This is a genomic window from Pseudorhodobacter ferrugineus DSM 5888, from assembly GCF_000420745.1.
GTDB classification, from domain to species: domain Bacteria; phylum Pseudomonadota; class Alphaproteobacteria; order Rhodobacterales; family Rhodobacteraceae; genus Pseudorhodobacter; species Pseudorhodobacter ferrugineus.
On sequence record NZ_ATVN01000004.1, the window covers coordinates 70420 to 90719 of the forward strand.

Annotated in this window: 22 protein-coding genes and 1 pseudogene; 16 read left to right on the forward strand and 7 right to left on the reverse strand. The window is 59.3% G+C overall.

Going from position 1 to position 20300, the window contains the following annotated elements:
- The first annotated feature begins 32 nt into the window (after window positions 1-32).
- Window positions 33-1112, forward strand: coding sequence for a DmpA family aminopeptidase (locus G560_RS0105015; RefSeq protein ID WP_022703216.1), 1080 nt, complete (start codon window positions 33-35; stop codon window positions 1110-1112).
- Between the two features lie 262 nt (window positions 1113-1374).
- On the opposite strand, the gene G560_RS21585 is transcribed toward G560_RS0105015, so the two are convergent.
- A complete protein-coding gene (locus G560_RS21585) occupies window positions 1375-1503 on the reverse strand; it encodes a hypothetical protein (RefSeq protein WP_022703217.1) in 129 nt (42 codons plus the stop codon).
- 56 nt (window positions 1504-1559) lie between these two features.
- Complete coding sequence (locus G560_RS0105030) at window positions 1560-2357, reverse strand: phytanoyl-CoA dioxygenase family protein (RefSeq protein WP_022703218.1); 798 nt, start codon at window positions 2355-2357, stop codon at window positions 1560-1562.
- 3 nt (window positions 2358-2360) lie between these two features.
- Here G560_RS0105030 and G560_RS18600 point away from each other — a divergent pair, with 3 nt between their 5' ends.
- The 3 genes from G560_RS18600 to G560_RS0105045 all read left to right on the forward strand — a co-directional run bounded on the left by G560_RS18600 (window position 2361) and on the right by G560_RS0105045 (window position 3822).
- Window positions 2361-2540: a hypothetical protein gene (locus tag G560_RS18600; RefSeq protein WP_155947157.1), complete on the forward strand. Its 180-nt coding sequence runs from the start codon at window positions 2361-2363 to the stop codon at window positions 2538-2540.
- A 282-nt stretch (window positions 2541-2822) separates the two neighbouring features.
- Window positions 2823-3026 (forward strand): hypothetical protein, encoded by a 204-nt coding sequence (locus G560_RS0105040; protein WP_022703220.1) that lies wholly within the window; start codon window positions 2823-2825, stop codon window positions 3024-3026.
- Window positions 3013-3822, forward strand: a complete 810-nt coding sequence (locus G560_RS0105045; RefSeq protein WP_022703221.1) for an aspartate dehydrogenase — start codon at window positions 3013-3015, stop codon at window positions 3820-3822. The genes G560_RS0105040 and G560_RS0105045 overlap by 14 nt, the downstream gene beginning before the upstream one ends.
- 5 nt (window positions 3823-3827) lie before the next feature.
- Here G560_RS0105045 and G560_RS0105050 read toward each other — a convergent pair whose 3' ends face one another.
- Complete coding sequence (locus tag G560_RS0105050) at window positions 3828-4418, reverse strand: TetR/AcrR family transcriptional regulator (RefSeq protein WP_022703222.1); 591 nt, start codon at window positions 4416-4418, stop codon at window positions 3828-3830.
- Between the two features lie 93 nt (window positions 4419-4511).
- Here G560_RS0105050 and G560_RS0105055 point away from each other — a divergent pair, with 93 nt between their 5' ends.
- From G560_RS0105055 to G560_RS21460, 8 genes and pseudogenes are all read left to right on the forward strand, one after another.
- Entirely contained in the window at window positions 4512-4976 is a 465-nt protein-coding gene (locus tag G560_RS0105055; protein ID WP_022703223.1) for a (2Fe-2S)-binding protein, read from the forward strand.
- Between the two features lie 3 nt (window positions 4977-4979).
- A complete protein-coding gene (locus G560_RS0105060) occupies window positions 4980-7205 on the forward strand; it encodes a xanthine dehydrogenase family protein molybdopterin-binding subunit (RefSeq protein ID WP_022703224.1) in 2226 nt (741 codons plus the stop codon).
- 103 nt (window positions 7206-7308) lie between these two features.
- Window positions 7309-7731 (forward strand): alternative ribosome rescue aminoacyl-tRNA hydrolase ArfB, encoded by a 423-nt coding sequence (arfB, locus tag G560_RS0105065; RefSeq protein WP_022703225.1) that lies wholly within the window; start codon window positions 7309-7311, stop codon window positions 7729-7731.
- Entirely contained in the window at window positions 7728-8993 is a 1266-nt protein-coding gene (locus tag G560_RS0105070) for an aspartate aminotransferase family protein (protein ID WP_022703226.1), read from the forward strand. Before arfB ends, G560_RS0105070 begins: the two co-directional genes overlap by 4 nt.
- A complete protein-coding gene (locus G560_RS18605) occupies window positions 8990-9928 on the forward strand; it encodes a phosphotransferase enzyme family protein (protein ID WP_022703227.1) in 939 nt (312 codons plus the stop codon). Before G560_RS0105070 ends, G560_RS18605 begins: the two co-directional genes overlap by 4 nt.
- Window positions 9925-10377, forward strand: a complete 453-nt coding sequence (locus tag G560_RS0105080) for an NUDIX hydrolase (protein ID WP_022703228.1) — start codon at window positions 9925-9927, stop codon at window positions 10375-10377. Before G560_RS18605 ends, G560_RS0105080 begins: the two co-directional genes overlap by 4 nt.
- Before the next feature lie 77 nt (window positions 10378-10454).
- Window positions 10455-11927, forward strand: a complete 1473-nt coding sequence (locus G560_RS0105085) for an inorganic phosphate transporter (RefSeq protein WP_022703229.1) — start codon at window positions 10455-10457, stop codon at window positions 11925-11927.
- A gap of 125 nt (window positions 11928-12052) precedes the next feature.
- Window positions 12053-13294 (forward strand): annotated as a pseudogene (locus G560_RS21460) (Hint domain-containing protein).
- A 5-nt stretch (window positions 13295-13299) separates the two neighbouring features.
- Here G560_RS21460 and pncB read toward each other — a convergent pair.
- Entirely contained in the window at window positions 13300-14592 is a 1293-nt protein-coding gene (gene pncB, locus G560_RS0105095; RefSeq protein ID WP_022703230.1) for a nicotinate phosphoribosyltransferase, read from the reverse strand.
- 119 nt (window positions 14593-14711) lie between these two features.
- Between pncB and argC the strand changes: the two genes are divergently transcribed.
- Window positions 14712-15620 carry an N-acetyl-gamma-glutamyl-phosphate reductase gene (gene argC, locus G560_RS0105100; protein ID WP_022703231.1) on the forward strand — a complete coding sequence of 303 codons (909 nt, stop codon included), beginning with the start codon at window positions 14712-14714 and terminating at the stop codon, window positions 15618-15620.
- A gap of 12 nt (window positions 15621-15632) precedes the next feature.
- Here the strand turns inward: argC and pncA are convergent, their stop codons facing one another.
- The gene (gene pncA, locus G560_RS0105105; protein ID WP_022703232.1) at window positions 15633-16229 is read right to left on the reverse strand and encodes a bifunctional nicotinamidase/pyrazinamidase; all 597 of its coding nucleotides are present in this window, start codon (window positions 16227-16229) and stop codon (window positions 15633-15635) included.
- Window positions 16230-16296: 67 nt separating this feature from the next.
- On the opposite strand from pncA, the gene trhO reads away from it, so the two are divergent.
- Together trhO and G560_RS0105115 are read left to right on the forward strand one after the other, a co-directional pair.
- The gene (trhO, locus tag G560_RS0105110; RefSeq protein WP_022703233.1) at window positions 16297-17202 is read left to right on the forward strand and encodes an oxygen-dependent tRNA uridine(34) hydroxylase TrhO; all 906 of its coding nucleotides are present in this window, start codon (window positions 16297-16299) and stop codon (window positions 17200-17202) included.
- A 112-nt stretch (window positions 17203-17314) separates the two neighbouring features.
- Window positions 17315-17755: a c-type cytochrome gene (locus G560_RS0105115; RefSeq protein WP_022703234.1), complete on the forward strand. Its 441-nt coding sequence runs from the start codon at window positions 17315-17317 to the stop codon at window positions 17753-17755.
- 53 nt (window positions 17756-17808) lie between these two features.
- On the opposite strand, the gene G560_RS20260 is transcribed toward G560_RS0105115, so the two are convergent.
- Window positions 17809-18120 carry an I78 family peptidase inhibitor gene (locus G560_RS20260; RefSeq protein ID WP_022703235.1) on the reverse strand — a complete coding sequence of 104 codons (312 nt, stop codon included), beginning with the start codon at window positions 18118-18120 and terminating at the stop codon, window positions 17809-17811.
- Window positions 18121-18254: 134 nt separating this feature from the next.
- On the opposite strand from G560_RS20260, the gene G560_RS0105125 reads away from it, so the two are divergent.
- Entirely contained in the window at window positions 18255-19034 is a 780-nt protein-coding gene (locus tag G560_RS0105125; protein ID WP_022703236.1) for an NYN domain-containing protein, read from the forward strand.
- Here the strand turns inward: G560_RS0105125 and G560_RS0105130 are convergent.
- Entirely contained in the window at window positions 19007-20296 is a 1290-nt protein-coding gene (locus G560_RS0105130) for a glycosyltransferase (RefSeq protein WP_022703237.1), read from the reverse strand. The two genes, G560_RS0105125 and G560_RS0105130, sit on opposite strands and share 28 nt — an antisense overlap.
- Between the last annotated feature and the right edge of the window lie 4 nt (window positions 20297-20300).

The following is a 20300-nucleotide window of genomic DNA, read 5'->3' on the forward strand; positions in this document are numbered from 1 at the left end:
TTCATAGGCGTCATCTCATAAAAGGCTAGGCCATGCTCCATACCCCACCCGGTAAACCTCGCGCCCGTGCGCTTGGCCTTATGTTTGATGGCACGCCCGGCCCCTTTAACGCCATCACCGATGTGGCGGGGGTGTCGGTTGGCTATACCACCCTGATATCCGGCAATGGCCCGCTGGTCATGGGCCAAGGCCCCATCCGCACAGGCGTCAGCGCCATTCTGCCCCGCCCGCGCGATCAGCTTGGCCTGCCCGTTTTCGCAGGCTTTCACAGCCTGAACGGCAATGGTGAAATGTCGGGCACGCATTATATTGAGGAAATGGGAAAACTCTCGCTTCCAATCACCATCACCAACACCAATTCCTGCGGCCTTGCCCGCGATGCCACGATCCGCTGGGCGGTTGAAGCCTTTCCCGACTTGCTAGTGGATGATTTCGCCTTGCCCGTCGCCGCCGAAACCTATGACGGCTTTTTAAATGATATCAACGGCTTTCACGTCACTACCCAACATGTCGTCGACGCCATCAACAATGCCACCACAGGCGCAATCGACGAAGGATCTGTTGGCGGCGGCACAGGCATGAAATGCTTTGGCTTCAAGGCTGGTTCCGGCACCGCCTCACGCCTTATGTCCGACGGTTTCACTCTTGGCGTGTTCGTTCAGGCCAATTTTGGCAGCCGCGCCGATCTTACCATTCGCGGCCACCGCCTACACCTAACCGAACCCGCGATGCACGAGGGCACGCCAGACCTTTCGTTGTCATCAATCATCACCATCATCGCCACCGATGCGCCGTTCCTGCCGCATCAACTGAAACGCCTCGCGCGGCGTGCCACCTTTGGCATCGGGCGCGTGGGCGGCCATGCCTATCACGGCTCGGGCGATATTTTCCTCGCCTTTTCCACCGCCAATTCCGATATCACGGGCGCAGGCATCAAATACGCGCGCTTTATTCCAGATGAGGCGATGGACCCCTATTTCCACGCAACGGCGGCAGCGGTTGAAGAAGCGATCCTGAACGCAATGGTCGCAGCTGACCCCATGACAGGTCAAGGTGGCAACCATGTCCCCGCCCTGCCGCATGACGTATTGCGCGGTTTGGCGGGAAAATAATCCGCAGGGCCGCCACGCCTGATTATGACAGGTTTGGCAAAATCATATTCACCGCCATCCACGCAGGCCCCAGCTCCTACACACCAGCCCAGCGCCACGCGTGGCTCGCGACCCCCTATTCAGGCGCAGATTGGCACGCAAAACTCACCCAGTAATATGTCGTTCTGGCCACGATTGACACAGCGCCCGCTGGCTTCATGACCCTGCACCCCGACGGTTATCTGGATCTTGCCTTCTCCTGCCTGCCGCCCGTGGGCAGGGCCTATTCCGCAACCTCTACGCGGCGATTGAAACCCACGCCAAAGCCCAAAACCTGCCCCGCATCCACACCCAAGCCAGCCTTTCGGCCCAAACGCCCTTTGCCGCGATGGCGGTTCAACTGGTCAAACATGAAACAGTCGACCGCGCAGGCCAAACCCTCGCCCGCGCCGCAATGGAAAAGTGGCTCTAACGCTGGAAAATCACTGGAAACCAATCTTCCCGCAGCACTTGGCCCGCCACCATATCATGCCCCGGAAATGGGGGTGACGTGCGCCCCGGCCGTTCCACATACCGTGCATCATCGCCCAGCAACCGTAATGAGAACGCCCGCCGCCGCGTGCCTGCCGTATTGCCCCGCGCGCCGTGCAACGTGCCATAGTTGAACGCCACCGCATCGCCGGGTTCCATCGCCCATTCGCGAACATCCATGCCTTCGGCATCGGGGTCAGGCACAGGCATGTAATCATCAGGGTTCGGGTAAAAATTGGTTTCCGATAACCACCGCGTTGGCAACACTGGTTTTTCCCAGCGGTGCGACCCCGCCACACAGCGCAAAGACGCCTCGCGCACAGGGTCCAGCGGCGACCAGAAACTCACGTTCTGAATGCCATCAACGAAGTAATACGGCCCGTCTTGATGCCACGGGGTCGGCTTAGACGTGCCAGGCTCCTTAATCAGCACATGATCGTGAAACACCTGCACGCGGTTTGATCCCATCAAAGCGGCGGCCACCTCGGCCGCCGCCGAATTGCGGATCACATCCTCAAATTCCTCAATCCGCTGCCAGTTGCAATAATCGTCGAAAAACCGGCCGCCTTCACCGGGTTTCAGGTTCTCGGCGGCATATTCCCCAGGCTCGGCCATATTGCGCTCTACCCCCGCGCGCAACGCCTCGACATGATTGGCGAACAGGCCCTTTATCATGACAGCCCCGTCCCGTTGGTAGGCATCAATATCGGCTTGAGTAACTAAAGGGTGAGGCATAGGATGTCCTTTGATGTTCTGCCCAAACTGGCCCCGAACCGCCGCTTTTGCAAATGCCAAATCGCCGCTTGCCGAACCAATCTGTCGCTCTTCATATCAGGCTATGCAGGAGGAGCCTTTGAAAACCCCAGCCCACAGTTTGACGGGCCAACCCCTGCTGCGGCGCGGGGTGTGGGGCGATGATCTATCTGCCAGCGATTGCATGCACCTCGACCTGCTGCGCAGCCCCCTTTGGCACGGGCGCGATCACCCTTTTGGGCGAGACGCAGGCTAGGCAAATGCTCGGTGTTATACCTCATCTCACTTCCGCAGATTTAGCTACAGCAGCGCAACACTCACCCCTGATGCGCTTGAATTGATCGTGATGGAGGTCGACGACGCCACCCGCAATGCCATCTAAATAACCAGCACGTCGCGATAAAAATTCACCCCAGGCCGCCGATGAGGCGTCCGAGGCCTTGACCCATGATCCGCTCTGAAACTTTGTATGTGCTTGAAAGACTTAAGGCACAAGGCCAGTCTATTTTTCTGATCGACAAGAATTTGAGCTTTCTGAAACGGCTTGCCGACACGTATTACTTCATCGAAACAGGTCACAAGGCTTGGCACGCAATGAGGACAGATTTGAACAATGATGCAAATACGGTGCAGGCCTATGTCGGGCAGTGATCTGCGCCTTGTTCTGGTGGGATGGGGGGCGATTGCGACCCGTGTTTCTGCATTGTTGGCCCAGCATGGCACGCCGGTTCGTATTGTCGCCGTGGGGCTGCGCAATGCCTACGCGCACCGCGATGGCCTGCCCAAAGGTACGCGGCTGATCAGCGATCCTGCGGAATTGGGTACAATTGACGCCGATTTGTTGATTGAGGCGGCAGGTCGCGACTCCGTTTCCCCTTGGGCGCGGGCGGGCTTGGCGCGGGGCTGGGATGTCGCGATATCCTCAACCTCGGCGCTGACAGATGCGGCGCTTTTGGTCGATTTGACCCAACGTGCCCGCCAAGCCCGCAGCCAAATTCTGATCCCACCGGGGGCGTTGGGAGGCATTGATGCGCTGTCTGCAGCGTCACGGCTGGGCCTGCAATCTGTACGTCATGAGGTGGTCAAACCTGCCCGCGCTTGGGCAGGCACGCAGGCGGAATCCTTATGTGATTTGTCCGCGCTGACCGCGCCCTTCACTTTCTTTGAGGGTAGTGCCCGCGCCGCCGCCGCTGCCTATCCGCAAAACGCCAATGTCGCGGTCATCTCGGCGCTGGCAGGCATCGGACTGGACCGGACAACGGTGGCGCTAACCGCCGATCCATGCGCCAAACTGAACAGCCACCGCATCACAGCCATAGGCGACTTTGGCACCCTGACCCTGTTGCTGGAAAACAGCCCGCTTGCGACCAACCCAAAATCGTCGGAAATGACCGCGCTGTCGCTGGTACGGATGATTGAAAACCGCGCGGGCACGCTGGTGATTTAATCAAATCAGGGCTGTGCAGGTGACAGGGCACGCACAATCAGCCGGGCAAGGCGGGCTTGACCGGCCTGGTAGCTGGGAAAATCGGCGGCTGTGGTTTTCAGGCCTTTCAGCGCCGCCATAGTGGTCTCGGCCATGTCTTCGCCATTGCCGAGATCCGGGGGCAGGCCCTGCGCAGTGTACCAATGTGCAAATGTGGCGGCCATCGCGGCCTCGCCCTCGGCCACGATATCGGCGCTAACGGAAAAACCCGCGTCCAGCAATTCGCCACCATGCGGCGACGTCAGGATCAGTTCCATCAGCTTGCCGTCCTTGGCGGCAAAGGCTGCAAGCAAGGCGGTTTCGGTATCTTTCGCCGCGCCAAGGGCTGCCTGCATCCCGGCCTGCGCCTGACTGAAATAGGCTCGGGCAAGGCTCCGGAAAATGTCTTCTTTGTTGCGAAACCGCAGGTACAGCGCAGCCCGCGACATGTCGGCGCCATTCGCGATATCTTCCATCGCGGTACGGCGATAACCATATTGCGCAAAGGCCCGCAATGCAGCGGCAAAGATCGCCTCGGTCGGATCTGTTTTGTCGGACTTGAGTGTTGGGCTGTGCATCAGATGAAAGTGGAGTATGTGGCACGCCCTGTCAATTGACATCCTGACACTTTTCATTCATTTTGTCATTCATCTTAGAAAGCGGAGCTCCCGATGGCCTATTCCCTGACAGTAAACGGCGAAACCCGCCTTATAGACATGCCGGGTGATACGCCCTTGCTTTGGGTGCTGCGGGACGGATTACACCTGACCGGTACGAAATACGGCTGCGGCGTTGCGGCATGTGGTGCCTGTTCGGTCCATGTGGATGGGCAGGCGGTGCGATCGTGCCAAACGCTGTTAGAAGATGCCGCAAACGCGGAGGTGACAACAATCGAAGGCTTGGGCACGCCCGAAAACCTGCATGCCATTCAAGCCGCTTGGCTGGAACATCAGGTCGCACAATGCGGCTACTGCCAGTCGGGGCAGATCATGCAAGCGGCAGCGTTGCTAGCCGAAACACCGCAGCCCACCGATGCGGAAATAGACGAAGCGATGGGCGGCAATTTGTGCCGCTGTGGCACATATCCACGCATTCGCGCCGCAGTACATTCCGCTGCCGCCACGTTGAAAGGATAGACTATGGGTCGCGTCAAAACCATCGCTCGCCGGACGTTCCTGATCGGGTCAGCCGCGATTGCGGGGGGCGTCGCCTTTGGCACGTGGCAGTATAAAAAGGCCATTCCAAACCCTTTGTTGGCGGATGAGGCCTATACCCTGACGCCTTATGTGCTGATTGATGCGAACGGGGTGACGCTGATCACCCCACGCGCCGAAATGGGGCAAGGGGTGCAGACCACGCTTGCCGCCTTGTTGGCCGAGGAGATGGATCTGGATTGGGACCAAGTGCAAATCCTGCACGGCCCCGCATCGCGCGCCTATTTCAACGCAGCGATTTTAGAGGAAGGCGCACCCTTTGTGCCCACCGATACCAGTTGGCTTGCCGAAACGGTGCGAGGTGCAATGCATATTCCGGCCAAGTTCTTGGGCATGCAAATCACCGGCGGGTCATCCAGCACCCCTGATGCATTTGACAAAATGCGCGCGGCAGGCGCAGTGGCCCGTGCGGCCTTGGTCGATGCTGCGGCGCAGCGTAGCGGGTTTGCTGCTGGCGATTTGATAACCGCTCGTGGCGCGGTTGTGCTGCCCGATGGCACCGAAATCCCTTATGCCGATTTGGCCGCCGATGCCGCCAACAGCGACTTGCCCGACACCCCACCACTGAAACCGCAGTCCGAGTGGAGGCTGCTGGGCCGCGCCTTGCCGCGCAAGGATATGCTGGGCAAGGTGACAGGCACCGCGCAATTCACTGCCGATATACGCTATCCCGGCATGCTGTTTGCCACGGCGCGCAGCAATCCGGGCCTTGGCGCTGGCGTGACATCTTATGATGCCAAGGCCGCTTTGGCCTATCCGGGGGTAGAGGATGTGATTGAGGTGCCGAACGGGGTGGCGGTTGTTGCCAATTCCACTTGGGCCGCGTTCAAGGCGATGGAGTTGGTTGAGATTGTCTGGGACCCCGCCCCCTATGCCGGAACCGACGCCGAGATGCGGGCGCAGGTTGAGGCATCGCTGACCGCCGATCACCAAGACAGCCGCAACCGTGATGATGGCGATGTCGCGGCGAACTTGCCCACTGATGCATGGACTGCCGAATACACCGTCCCCTACCTTGCCCATGCCACGATGGAGCCGATGACGGCAGGCGCGTGGCTGGACGGTGATCGCCTCCGCGTGTGGGCGGGCAACCAACTGCCAACCCAAGTCCTAAAAGAAGGCGCTGCGATAACAGGGTTGGATGAGACCGCGATAGACGTGGAAACTCCGGTGATGGGTGGCGGGTTTGGTCGCCGCGCCGAAATGGATTTCATCAAGCAAGCGATCACGGTGGCCAAGGCGCTGCCAAACCGCCCCGTTCTGCTGACTTGGACGCGCGAAGAGGATATGACGCATGACGCCTTTCGCCCGATGGCGATGGGCCGGATTTCGGGCACCGTTGCGGGTGGGGAAATCAAGGCGCTTGATCTGCATCTGGCAGCCCCTTCGGTAATTTCCTCGCAAATGGGGCGAATTGGGTTAAACCTGCCCGGGCCCGATGCCACCATCGTGCAAGGCGCGTGGGAACAGCCCTACACCTTCCCCAATTACCGCGTAACGGGCTACCGCGTACCTGCGGGCGTTCCTGTGGGGTCTTGGCGGTCGGTTGGTGCCTCGCAGAACGCATTTTTCCACGAGTCTGCGGTGGATGAACTGGCCTATCTGGCGGGCGTAGACCCACTGGAGTTTCGGTTGAACCAGATTGATCATCTGCCATCGCGCAAGGTGATCGAGGCGGTGGCGGCGGCATCCAATTGGGGCAACCCCCCTGCGGGCCGGGCGCGGGGCGTTGCGTTTTGCCTGTCGTTCGGCGTGCCAACGGCCGAAGTGATAGAGGTCGCGATGACCCCGCAAGGCTTGCAAATGACAGGCGCTTGGGCAGCGGTCGATGTGGGGATTGCACTGGACCCGTCAATCATCGAGGCGCAGGTGCAAGGCGGCATGATCTATGGCCTGTCAGCCGCGATCAATGGTGAGATCACGTTTGACGGCGGGCATGTGCAGCAAACCAATTTCCCCGATTATGACGGGTTGCGCATGCCGCAATGCCCACCCATAGCCGTGACGGTCCTGGAAAACGGCAGCAAAATTCGCGGGATTGGCGAACCGGGCACGCCACCTGCTGCGCCTGCGCTGGCCAATGCGATTTTTGCTCTGACAGGCCAACGCATTCGCGCCTTGCCCTTGGGCAAAGCGATCGGGTTCGCCTAACGCTCCTTATGCCTTGCGGCTTTCATCGCGCCATTGCGAAGAGCACCACAAGGTGCGATGAGCCCCCTTCCCCCGCACCCGCACTTTCGGCTAGGTTTGCCGCATGTTGCGGATCAATGATGAAATCACACTCGCGGATTGGGAACTGTCAGAAAATTTCACACGCTCTTCCGGTCCCGGTGGGCAAAATGTGAACAAGGTCGAAACCGCGGTTGAATTGCGGTTCGAGGCAGAACGCTCTCCCCACTTGTCCGGCCCGGTGAAAACCCGGCTCAAGCGGCTTGCCGGGCGCCGTTGGACGCTGGACGGTGCCATTGTGATCCGTGCTGAAGAAACCCGCAGCCAGATCCGCAACCGTGAATTGGCCCGCGAACGGCTGGTCGCGATGATCCGCGCGGCATTGGTCGCCCCCAAACGCCGGATCGCGACCAAGCCGACCTATGGCAGCCAGAAACGCCGCCTTGCCGCCAAGGCCGTGCGCGGCACCGTCAAATCCCTGCGCGGCAAAGTGGAGCCTGATGAATGACCGAAACTATGACCGACCGTCGCGCCCGCCTGATGGGGCCAAATGTGCCAACCTTTTACCGCACCCCCGTGCATATCGTTCGGGGCAGCGGTGTCTGGCTTTGGGATGCGGCGGGCAAGCGGTACTTGGATTGCTATAACAACGTGCCACACGTGGGGCATTGCCACCCGTCCGTGGTGGTGGCGATTGCGGACCAAGCGGCGATTTTGAACACCCACACCCGCTATCACCACGACCTTGTGCTGGACTATATCGAACAGCTGACCGCCCGCCTGAACCACGGCATTTCGCAATGCATTATGACGTGCACAGGATCCGAGGCAAATGATATCGCCCTGCGGATGGCGCAGGCGGTCACGGGCAAGATCGGGGTGATCGCCACCGATAACACCTATCACGGGAACACGACCGCGACCTCTGCCTTGTCGTCACGCCGTCCTCCGATTGGGGGCTATCCGGCCCATGTGCGCCGGGTGCCCGCCCCCGACAGCCTGCGCAACCCTGACCCGGACGGGAGTGTGTTTGCCGCCCAAATCAAAGTGGCGATTGACGATTTGAACGCGTGCGGGATCGGTTTTTCTGGCATGATGCTGTGCCCCGCATTTGCGAATGAAGGCATCCCTACCGTCACCCCCGGCTTTTTCAGCAAGGCCGAAGCGGTGATCCGCGCGGCGGGTGGGTTGATCATGTGTGATGAGGTGCAGCCCGGTTTTGGCCGCATGGGCAGCCATTTCTGGGGGCATGAGTGGTTGGGGATGACCCCCGATATCGTGACCTGCGGCAAGCCGATGGCGAATGGTCACCCGGTTGCCGCCGTTTTGGCGCGGCCCGATGTGATGGCGGCGTTCCGCAATGCATTTGGCTATTTCAACACCTTTGGCGGTAATCCTGTGTCTGCCGCCGCCTGCATTGCCACCTTGAAGGTGATCGACGATGAGGGTCTGCAAGACAACGCCGCCCGCACATCGGCCTATGTAATGGACCGATTGCGCGCCCTGCGCCATCCGCTGCTGGCCGAGGTGCGCGGCGTGGGTCTGTTCTTTGGCGCTGAATTTGTGCTGGACGCCGACAACACCCCAGCAACGGCGTTTGTGGAGGATTTGGTCGAGGTGATGGTCGCCAAGGGCTTTATCCTCAACCGGATTGGCCGCGCGGGGAATACGCTGAAAATCCGTCCGCCTTTGCCGTTTAACCTTGAACATGCCGATATGCTGATCGATGCGCTGACCGATGCGCTGGCAACAACTCCGGTGCCTGCATGACCATCGAGGCGCTGGCGGTTGAAGCGGCAGCGCATTGGGGCGGCACACCTCTGGCCCTGATCCGCAACCGTGAAAATGCGGTGTTTCGCATGGCCATGCCCAATGGCAAACAGGCGGCGCTGCGGCTGCATCGTGTGGGCTATCAAACGGCAGCGGCGATTGAATCGGAACTTTGGTTTTGTGGGGCTTTGGCCGCGCGTGACCTGCCCGTGCCGCGCCCTTTGTCCGCCCAAAACGGCGCAGGTTTGGTGACGTTGCAAGCAGGTCGTATGGCCAGTGCTGTGGAATGGTTAGCGGGTGTGCCGCTGGGCGAGGCAGGTGTGCCTCTGACTGGCACGGCGCAGGCGCAGGCTGCGCGGCATCACGCCTTGGGCCGCCTTGTGGCACAGGTTCATGACGCGACTGCGGCGTTGCAGTTGCCAAACACATTCAACCGCCCCGCGTGGGACATCGACGGGCTGACGGGTGAAACCCCGTTTTGGGGCCGGTTTTGGGACCATCCTGCGCTGACCGAACCCGAACGCCAGCAGATGCAAGCTGCCCGCGCCTTTCTGCGCGATGCCTTGCAAACCCACGCCAAAAACGCGGACTTGATGCCCATCCACGCCGATGTGCTGCGCGAAAACATACTTGTCGATGGCCCGCACCTGTCACTGATCGACTTTGACGACAGCGGCATGGGCTTTGCGCTGTATGACCTTGGAACTGTACTGTCGCAGAACCTTTATGAACCCGCATTCGCCGATATTCGTGCGGGGCTGATTGCAGGTTATGAAACCTTGCGGCCCGCAGACCCACATATGGTGGATATATTCACCCTTGCCCGCTGCCTTGCATCTGTGGGTTGGACCATGCCGCGCCTGTCCCACGATGACCCAATCATGCGCAGCCACATTGCTCGCGCGCTGCTGTGTGCCACGCGTGTTATGGGATGATCGCAACCCTGTCGCGCCTTATTCACAGCTTGTTCTACCGCCCCGACCTGTTGCAAGTCGCGGCCTTGTGCTGGCGCGAAACCGACAACGGCCTCGAAATCTTGCTTATCCGCAGCCTTGACAGCAACCGCTGGATCATTCCCAAAGGCTGGCCAATGCGTGGCAAAACCCTGTCCCAAGCCGCCGAAATTGAGGCGTGGGAGGAAGCGGGCGTTTCCGGCCAGATTTCGGCAGATCCGATTGGCAGCTTTCAGTATGAAAAACGGCGTGGATCAGGGGTCAAACAATCTTGCACGGTGCAGGTGTTTGCCCTCCACGTCACAACCCGCAAAGACGACTTTCCCGAGGCGGACCTGCGCCGCGCAAAATGGTTTAGTCAGGCCGATGCCCGTAAACGCCTGCGAGAGCCGGATTTGCAGGCGCTTATCCAAAACCATTTCACGCCATGATCTGATCCCCGTTGTTTCCTTGGTAAAAACCAGATAGCCCCGCGCGAAATGTAACGCTCGCATGACAGGTTTTTACAATGTCCGACCGCCCGGTGAACCAGTGGAAAACGCTGGACAAAGACCTTAACCGTATCTCGCATCTGGAAATGGCCACGCAATATGTGGCGCGCCCGCTGGTGGCACCGGGGCTGGGGCTGGCGTTTATTGTGGTGGTGGCGATCATCGCGGCAGTGCTGACCGGCGGGTCACAAGACCAGTTGATCGTAATTTCGGCAGCGGTGTTCGGGGCCTATATGGCGCTGAATATCGGGGCCAATGACGTAGCCAATAACATGGGCCCTGCCGTGGGGGCCAATGCCCTGACAATGGGCGGCGCAATTGCGATTGCGGCAGTGTTTGAAACGGCAGGCGCCTTGCTGGCGGGGGGCGATGTTGTGTCGACCATTTCGGGCGGGATTGTCGCACCCGAAAGCCTTGCCGATCAGGCCACATTCATCTGGGCGATGATGGCCGCGCTGATTTCGGCCGCGCTGTGGATCAACCTTGCCACATGGCTTGGCGCACCCGTTTCCACCACCCATTCGGTTGTTGGCGGCGTTATGGGGGCAGGCATTGCCGCCGCTGGCCTGATGGCGGTGAACTGGCCAACGATGGGGGCCATCGCGGCAAGCTGGATCATCTCACCCGTATTGGGTGGGGCTGTGGCCGCGATGTTTTTGGCGTTTATCAAGGCCAAGATCGAAACCGCCGAGGATAAAATCGCCGCAGCCCGCCTTTGGGTGCCAATTTTGATTGCGATCATGGCAGGCACTTTTGCCGCCTATCTGTCGATCAAGGGTTTGAAAAAGGTCATCAATATCGACATGTCCAGTGCACTGTTGATCGGATTGGGGGTTGGTATCGCGACCCAGATCATCACCAAACCCCTTATCCGTAAACAATCCGAAGGATTGGAAAACCGCAAAAAGTCGCTGAAAAAACTGTTCGGCATGCCGCTGGTTGCCTCGGCTGCGTTGTTGTCCTTTGCGCATGGCGCGAATGACGTGGCCAATGCGGTTGGCCCTTTGGCCGCCATCGTCCATGCAGTGCAGGATTTTGACAGTTCGACCAAGGTGCAAATCCCGCTGTGGGTCATGATCGTTGGCGCGGCTGGCCTGTCGTTCGGCCTGATGCTGTTCGGGCCAAAGCTGATCCGCATGGTTGGCAGCCAGATCACCAAACTGAACCCGATGCGCGCCTATTGCGTGGCACTGTCGGCAGCGATTACCGTGATCGTTGCGTCATGGCTGGGCCTACCGGTCAGCTCAACCCATATCGCCGTCGGGGCCATTTTCGGCGTGGGCTTCTACCGTGAATGGCATGCCGAACGCCGCGCGCGCGAACTGGGCATCCTGAAAGGCAAACCCGTCGCCCCCGAAGAACGCAGCCGCCGCAAACTGGTACGCCGCTCGCATTTCCTGACCATCATCGCAGCATGGGTGATCACGGTTCCGGCAACCGCTATGTTGTCGGCGTTGGTCTATCTGGGACTATCCATGGTGGCGTCATAACGGCCCTGCCAAAAATGTTGCAACCCTGATACACCTAACTTCTTATTAATAAACATATGTTTACCCTGCGCCAACTATGGTAAGCTGACATTTTGTAATCATTCGGATTGGCTGCCGCCCGAAGAGTGGTTGAGGTTGGTGAGTTGGCGGATCTTTTACGCGGTGGTATCGCAATAAATGAGATCTTGGCGGACCCGAACGGGGCCACCTCGTTCGATACAGATGGCAACGGCACAGCCGCGGCTACTGATGAATTTGTCGAACTCGTCAACGTCACCAATTCATCCATCAGCATTGCAGGCCTTCAGCTTTGGGACCGTGGCTCCGGCCGCTGGTTCATCTTTCCGACTGGGGCCGTGCTGGGGCCGGGCGGACGCGCGGTGGTGGTGGTCGGGGTGCAAGCTGGGGGCAGTTTGCCAGCAGTTCCAGCAGGCAGTCTTGCATTCAACGCTGGGCGCGGGTCGGCGGTTATCAACAACACGGGCGACAATGTGGTCGTTTATGACCCCACCGCCAACAGCTATATCATAGCGCGGTTCAACGGTGTGGCGTTGGACAATCCTACATCGGCGGGCACCTACACCGGATTTTCCAGCACGGACACGCGGATCGGTGCGGGCGAGAATTTTGGCAATGACATCGACGGCATGTCCATCCAGCGCGCGCCGGACGGGTCGAATGTCTTTGTTAACAACAAAACGCCCACGCCGGGCACGTTCAACGTCTGCTTTACAGCCGGAACCCGCATTCAAACGCCGCGCGGAATGGTGGCGATTGAAACCTTGCGCCCCGATGATCTGGTCCTGACCCGCGATCATGGGCCGCAACGTGTGGCCTAGATATGGTCGGACACCCACAGCGCCGATGCCCTTGCCCAGAACGAGCGCCTGCGCCCCGTGCGCATTGCGCGGCACGCCTTTGGCAATGGCCTGCCCCGCCGTGACCTGCTTGTGTCACAGCAGCACCGTATTCTCATCGGCTCGCGCATTGCCGAACGGGTTTTTGGCACCGCCGAGGTGCTGATTGCCGCGAAAAACCTGATCGCTTTGGATGGCGTCGAAGTGGTGTTGCCTGACCACAGTGTGACCTACATCCACCTGCTGTTTTGTGAACATGAGATCATTTTTGCCGAAGGCACAGCAAGCGAAAGCCTGTATTTGGGGCCACAAGCCTTGCGCGCGATGGACGCACCCGCGCTGGCCGAGCTTGAACTGTTGCTGGGTGTAGATGGCAGCAGCCTGCCGCAAACCGCCCACAAACCCGCCCGCCTGTTTGCCGTGGGCAAGCAGGCCCGCCTGCTGGTGGAGCGCCATATCAAGAACAGTCAGGCGCTATTGCCCCGCCTGACTGCTTTTGCCGCGACCTGACTGGGTCAGACGATCACATCCATCGCGTTCTGTGCGCCCACGCCAAATACCCGTTTATAGCGCGCTATCTCATCCGCAGGGCCCATCGCCTTGTTCGGATTATCCGACAGCTTTACCGTGGGTCGTCCGTTCGCCGAAATCGCCTTGCAGACAAGGCTGAACGGCGCCAGCGCGTCGTCCGCCACCAGCCCACGGAAATCATTGGTCAGCATGGTCCCCCAACCGAATGACACCTTTACGCGGCCCACGAATTGCCGGTGCAACTGTTCAATAATCTCCACGTCCAACCCGTCCGAAAAAATAACCAGCTTTTGCCGGGGGTCTTCACCCCGATCCTGCCACCATTTGATCGCCGTTTCCGCCCCCGTGGCCGGATCACCGCTGTCAATGCGAATGCCGGTCCATTTGGCCAACCATTCCGGCGCGCGGTCCAAAAAGCCTTTGGTCCCATAGGTATCGGGCAGCATAATCCGCAGATTGCCTTCATGTTCTTCGTGCCAATCGGCAAGCACCTGATAGGGCGCTTGGGACAATTCGGCGTCACTATTGGCCAAAGCGCTGTAAACCATCGGCAGTTCATGCGCGTTCGTGCCAATCGCCTCCATCTCGCTGCGCATCGCGATCAGGCAGTTGGACGTGCCCGCAAACGCATCGCCAAGACCTTCTTGCATCGCCTGCACGCACCAATCCTGCCACAAGAACGAATGGCGGCGGCGGGTGCCAAAATCGGCAATCTTCAACCCCTCAACCTTGCGCAGGCGTTCAATCTTTTCCCACAGCTTTGTCATCGCGCGGGCATAGAGCACCTGCAATTCAAACTTGCCCATATGGCCCAGCACCGCGCGGCCGCGCAGCTCCATCAGCACGGCCAGCGCGGGAATTTCCCACATCATCACCTCGGGCCATTTGCCCTCGAACGTCAGCTCATACTGGCCATCGCGTTTTTCCAGATGATAGGGCGGTAGTTGCAGCCCCTCGAACCATTCGATGAAATCGGATCGGAACATCTGGCGCTTGCCATAAAACATATTGCCCCGCAGCCAGGTGCTTTCGCCGCGCGACAGACGCAAGGTGCGGATATGGTCCAACTGTTCACGCAGCTCGCCCTCATCCACAATATCGGCAAGGCGGATGGTTTTGGTCCGGTTGATCAGGCTAAAGGTGACATTGGTATCAGGCTTGTTGCGAAACACCGACTGGCACATCAGCAGTTTGTAAAAATCGGTATCGATCAACGACCGCACAATCGGGTCAATCTTCCACTTGTGGTTATGCACCCGCGTTGCAATATCGACCATGATCGTTCCTTCCCTGCTATCCCCAGCGGTTAAATCAAGCTGCCCGTCACTTGTCCAGCTTGGCGAAGGCCGCCACAGCCTGTATACGGGCCGCAACCACAGCCAAAAGGGGCAAGGATATGAGCGCGAAAGTCTTTATCGACGGCGAAGTTGGCACGACTGGCCTGCAAATCCGTGACCGCTTGGTAAACCGCGAAGATATCACCCTGATTTCCCTGCCCGAGGATCGCCGCAAAGACGCGGCCGCGCGGGCCGATGCGTTTGCGCAAGCCGATGTCGCCATTTTGTGCCTGCCCGATGATGCATCACGCGAAGCGGCGGTGATTTGCGAAACCCTGCCCACGCGCCTTATCGACGCCAGCACCGCCCACCGCATCAATCCAAACTGGGTCTACGGTTTTCCCGAACTGGCCGCTGGCCAACGCGCGGCGATAGCGGGCGCGAAACTAGTGTCTAACCCCGGTTGCTATTCCACCTGCGCCATAGCACTTTTGCGGCCATTGACCGATGCGGGTTTGATTTCCAGCGATGCCGATCTGTCGATCTTTGGCATTTCGGGCTATACGGGCGGCGGCAAGGCAATGATTGCCGAATATGAAAAGGGTGAAACCACAGGCAATTTCATCTATGCCACGCCCCAGCATCACAAACACATGCCCGAAGTGATGCATTACGGCAAGGTCGCAAAATCCCCGATTTTTGTGCCTAGCGTGGGCCAATATGCCCAAGGCATGATCGTGCAAATTCCGCTGCACACCAGCCGCGCGGTTGAACTGCATGCCGCCCTGACCGCCCACTATGCCGGCAGCCAGTTCGTCAACGTCCGCCCCTTGGATCAGGCACAGGCACGCGAAAACCCGCAGGCGTTCAACACCACCAACCAGTTGGAACTGGCGGTACTGGGCGATGCCGCTGATGGCCGTGTGGTGCTGTCGGCCATTCTGGATAACCTTGGCAAGGGTGCGTCAGGCGCTGCGGTGCAGAACCTGAACATCATGCTGGGGCTGGATGACGCCGCAGGTCTTTAAGGCGGCTGGCCTTTAAGCCAACCGAACCCCCGCCGCTTTCATTTTATCCACCATGCCCACCAATGACCCGTCAAGGTCAATGGCGCGGCACAGGTCCATCCGCACGGTCACGTCAAACCCCTGCGCCACGGCATCCAACGCGGAAAACCCCACGCAAAAATCGGTGGCAAGGCCGGTCAGGACCAGCTTTGTCACGCCACGGCTGCGCAAATACCCGTCCAGCCCCGTTGGCGTTTTGTGGTCATTCTCAAAGAACGCGGAATAGCTGTCGATCTGGGACCGAAACCCTTTGCGGATAATCATATCGGCGCGGTCACTGTTCAGGTCATCATGAAACGCCGCCCCGTTTGACCCCTGCACACAATGGCGCGGCCACAGCACTTGGGGGCCATAAGGCATGTCCATCATGCTATACGGGTCCGCCCCCGCATGATTATCGGCAAAGGACGAATGCCCCGCCGGATGCCAATCCTGCGTCAGCACCACAGCGCCGAATTCGGCCATCAGCACATTGATTCCCGCCACAATCGCATCGCCGCCCGCCACAGCCAGCGCGCCACCAGGGCAAAAATCATTCTGCACATCAATCACAATCAGCGCGCTTGTCATAACCGTCCCCTATCCTGCGTCATCTGATACCTTGCCTTTTTGCGCGCAGCACGGCAAGAGAATGCCCATGTTTACAATCGCAGCCCTTTACCATTTCACCCGCTTCCCCGACTTTGCCGCCTTGCAACAGCCGCTGCTGGCGCTTGGCCGTGCGAATGGCATCCGCGGGTCACTTTTGTTGGCATCCGAAGGGATCAATGGCACCATTTCCGGCGACCGCGCGGGGATTGATACCATGCTAGCCCATATCCACGCCCTGCCCGGTTGCACCGATCTGGAACACAAGGAAAGCTGGTCCGACGACCAACCCTTTGGCCGTTTCAAGGTGCGGTTGAAAAAGGAAATCGTGTCGATGGGCCAGCCCGATATCGACCCGCGCGCCAAGGTTGGGCACTATCTGAACCCTGCGGAATGGAACGCGCTGATCGCCGACCCCGATGTCGCCATCATCGACACCCGCAATGATTACGAGGTGGGGATTGGAACCTTTGAGGGCGCTATTGACCCCGAAACCAAATCCTTCCGCGAATTTCCTGCGTGGTGGGAGGCGAACAAACACCGCTTTCACAACAAACGCATCGCGATGTTTTGCACTGGCGGGATTCGCTGTGAAAAATCCACGAACTATCTGCTGGGCCAAGGGGTCGAGGATGTGTACCACCTGAAAGGCGGCATCCTGAAGTATCTTGAGGAAATGCCACAGGATCAAAGCCGCTGGAACGGCGAATGCTATGTGTTCGACAACCGCGTGTCCGTGGGCCATGGCCTTGTGCCCGGCCCCTATTCCACCTGCCACGCCTGCCGCCGCCCGCTTGCGCCCGCCGATACGGCACGGTCCGAATATGAAGAAGGTGTGTCCTGCCATCAGTGCCACCATGAACACACAGACGAAGACCGCGCGCGGTTTCGCGAACGGCAAAAACAAATCGCGCTGGCCCGCGCCCGCGGCGAACGGCATTTGGCCGAAGGCTAGCTGCGCCGTTCATGACAATCCGGTGAGAATCCGCTGATTTACCTTTACGGACCTATGCGCATTGCCCGTCGCAGTTATACTCGTATGACTTTTTTCAAATAGGAGCATCCCCATGCGATTCGTTGCCAAAGCCTTAATTGTAGGCCTAACCCTGACCGCTGGTATCGCCATCGCCAAAGAAGGCGTCCAGGACCCAACCGTCAAAGCCCGGATGGATTTGATGAGCACTGTTGGCATGAACACCAAGGTTCTTGGTGATATGGCAGGCGGCAAAGCCCCGTTTGATGCCAGCGCCGCCGAGGCTGCCAAAACAGCCCTTGCCGCCGCTGCCGCCCAGATCCCCGCCGCCTTCGAGGTTGAAGCCGATGATCCGGTATCCGAGGCCCGCCCCGACATCTGGATGAACATGGAAGGCTTTGTTGAAAAGGCCAAGGGTCTGGAAACTGCCGCCAATGCGATGGATGTGTCCTCGCTGGAATCGGTTCAGGCCGGCATGGGTGCCATTGGCGGCAGCTGCAAAGCCTGCCACAGCGATTTCCGCGCCAAAAAGTAAGGCAACACTCACCCAGAATGGCCAGCGCTGCACCCCGCATCGCTGGCCGCTTTCTATCCGCAGGTAATGCGCGCGATCAGGCCTTTTTCATCCAGATAAATATCAACACGGTGCGAATTGTATTCTTGCGTCACCAAGGTGCCAAACGGCACAATGCGGTATTCGGCAGGCAGCTGAACCGTCCGCAGCATCCCTTCCGGTTGGCCCATCAACCCCGTCAACTTGTCTACGCCGCAACTGTCCGGCTCACGCGTGACCAAACCATTGTCAAAAACCGGGGGCGGCACATAAACCGGCTCGGGGTCTGGCGCGCGCACACAACCAAGGCACAGTGACAGGGCAACAAGCGGCAAAAGGTATTTCATCGGGGCAAACTCACACTACTGACGGCCCTATTTCGCATAACCCGCGTCAAAAGGACAGTCCCCTACCACCAATCCCCCCTGTCACCCCCCGCCATGTTCCGCTAGGCTGGACCCAATTGCAAAAGGAGCCCCAAATGGCTGACCAACGCGCCCCACGGCTTGCCGTCCTGATCGACGCTGACAACGTCCCCGCCTCCTATGCCGAGGCGATTTTTGAGGAAATCGCCGGTCTGGGCGAGGCATCGGTCCGCCGCATCTATGGCGATTGGTCGGCGCAGCGCTTGGGCGGCTGGGCGCGCAAAGTCGCCGCCTTGGGTCTTGTCGCCGACCAGCAGTTTTCCAACACCAAGGGCAAGAATGCGTCCGATATTGGCCTTGTCATCGCCGCCATCGACTTTCTGCATTCCGGCCTGTTTGATGGCTTTGTTCTGGTCAGTTCCGACAGCGATTTCACCCGGCTTGCGGCGCGCATCCGCGAACAGGGCCTTGATGTTTACGGCATAGGCGAGAAAAAAACGCCCGAAGCGTTTCGTATGGCCTGCAAGCGGTTCATCTATGTTGAAAACCTTGGCAGCGATGATTCCGAAGACCGCACACCCGAACCCACCCGCGCAGCACAGCGCCCTGACCGCGGCATGATACCCGAACTGCCGTCCGAACCCACCCCCGCCCGTGGCCCGAAAGAGGCGCCGGCCAAGGCCATCCCCCTGATCATCGCTGCCATGCGCGCCATCGACCCCGAAGGCGAATGGTATTCGCTGGGTCAAATCGGCCAATACATCACCCAAGGCGCCCCCGATTTTGACACGCGGACCTATGGCAGCGCCAAACTGTCCGACCTCGTACGCAAAATCAGTCGGTTTGAGGTGAAATCCGGCCCCGGTGGTCAGCTTTTGGCGCGCGACGTGGCTTGATCTAACGCCGCCGCAAGCGCGACCAGCGCCTGCCTGCAGTGTGCAATCGGGATCACAGCGCTATAGGACCATCCGTCTTTGGTTTGCGTCAGTTCCAGTGTTTTGCCCTTGCCCAACCCTGGAACAATCGCCTTATCCAGTTGTGCAAACAGCGCGGGGGCCAGCACGGGATCATCAGGGAAATGTACCTCGATGCCCATCCGCCGTGCGTTCACTTGCCGGATAAGGCGCAGATACACCCCACCCGCCCCCGCATAAAACAGCCGTAGCTGCTTGCGCTGGGTGTCCAGATCGACCTGCAGGCACAGCGGCAAATCGGGGCGCAAACCATCATAAAGCTCCGCCCAAAAGGCGCGATTGCGTGCCGCCTTCAGCGCCTTATCAGGCATCGCCGGCAACACATCGCCCAACCGCTGCACCCCGTCATACCCCGCCCCGCCAACCGCGCGCCACGCCGCCAAATTCTGCGCAAATTCGGGAAAGGCCAGTTGCAAGGGTGCCGAATTCCAAAACTTGTCCGGCCCAATGGCATGGACAATCGCCGCATTCCGCACATCAGGGGCGATAACCGGATGGTTGAACCGCTCCTCCAACAGATGCACATCCAACCCGCGTGAAACGGCCGCAAAATACAACGCCAGCTCATCAATCGACGTTGCATCGGTTTGCACCAACAACCGTGCGGCAATCGCATAAAGATCGGCAGGCGCAATCCGCCCCCGCAGCGCTTGCCCCATGCCAACCACCCCGCCATTCAGCAAGGGTCGTGTGCCATCGCCGCACATATCGGCAAAATCGGTCATAACCGCACTGCGCCGCGCAAAGGCACCTGCGTGCAAGGGTCGCCAAGCCAATCCTTCAAACACCCAAACCGCCGCCAGACTGCCCTGCACCAAAATATCGACATCCAGCCACAGGCAGGCGTCATACCTGTCCAGCAAGTCCAGCATTTCAAACTTGGCAAAGATCATGGGGCTGTAAAGCGCCAACACCTTGCCCAAATCCACACCCGCGCCAAACCGCGCCGCCACATCCTTTAAACCAAAGGCGCGAAACAGAACGCTTACCCCCAGCGCCCCCAAATGCTTTTGTTGCGCAACGGTCAATCCATCGTGAAACACCACAAAGTCGCCTGAAAAATCGGGGTTATGCCGCCGAAAACCCGCAATCAAACAGCCCAGCGCAAATGCATGATCCGCTGATATGGCACACACAATGGCGCGGCGGTCGATGATGCGGTCGGGGGTATTGTCCTGCGTCACGCGG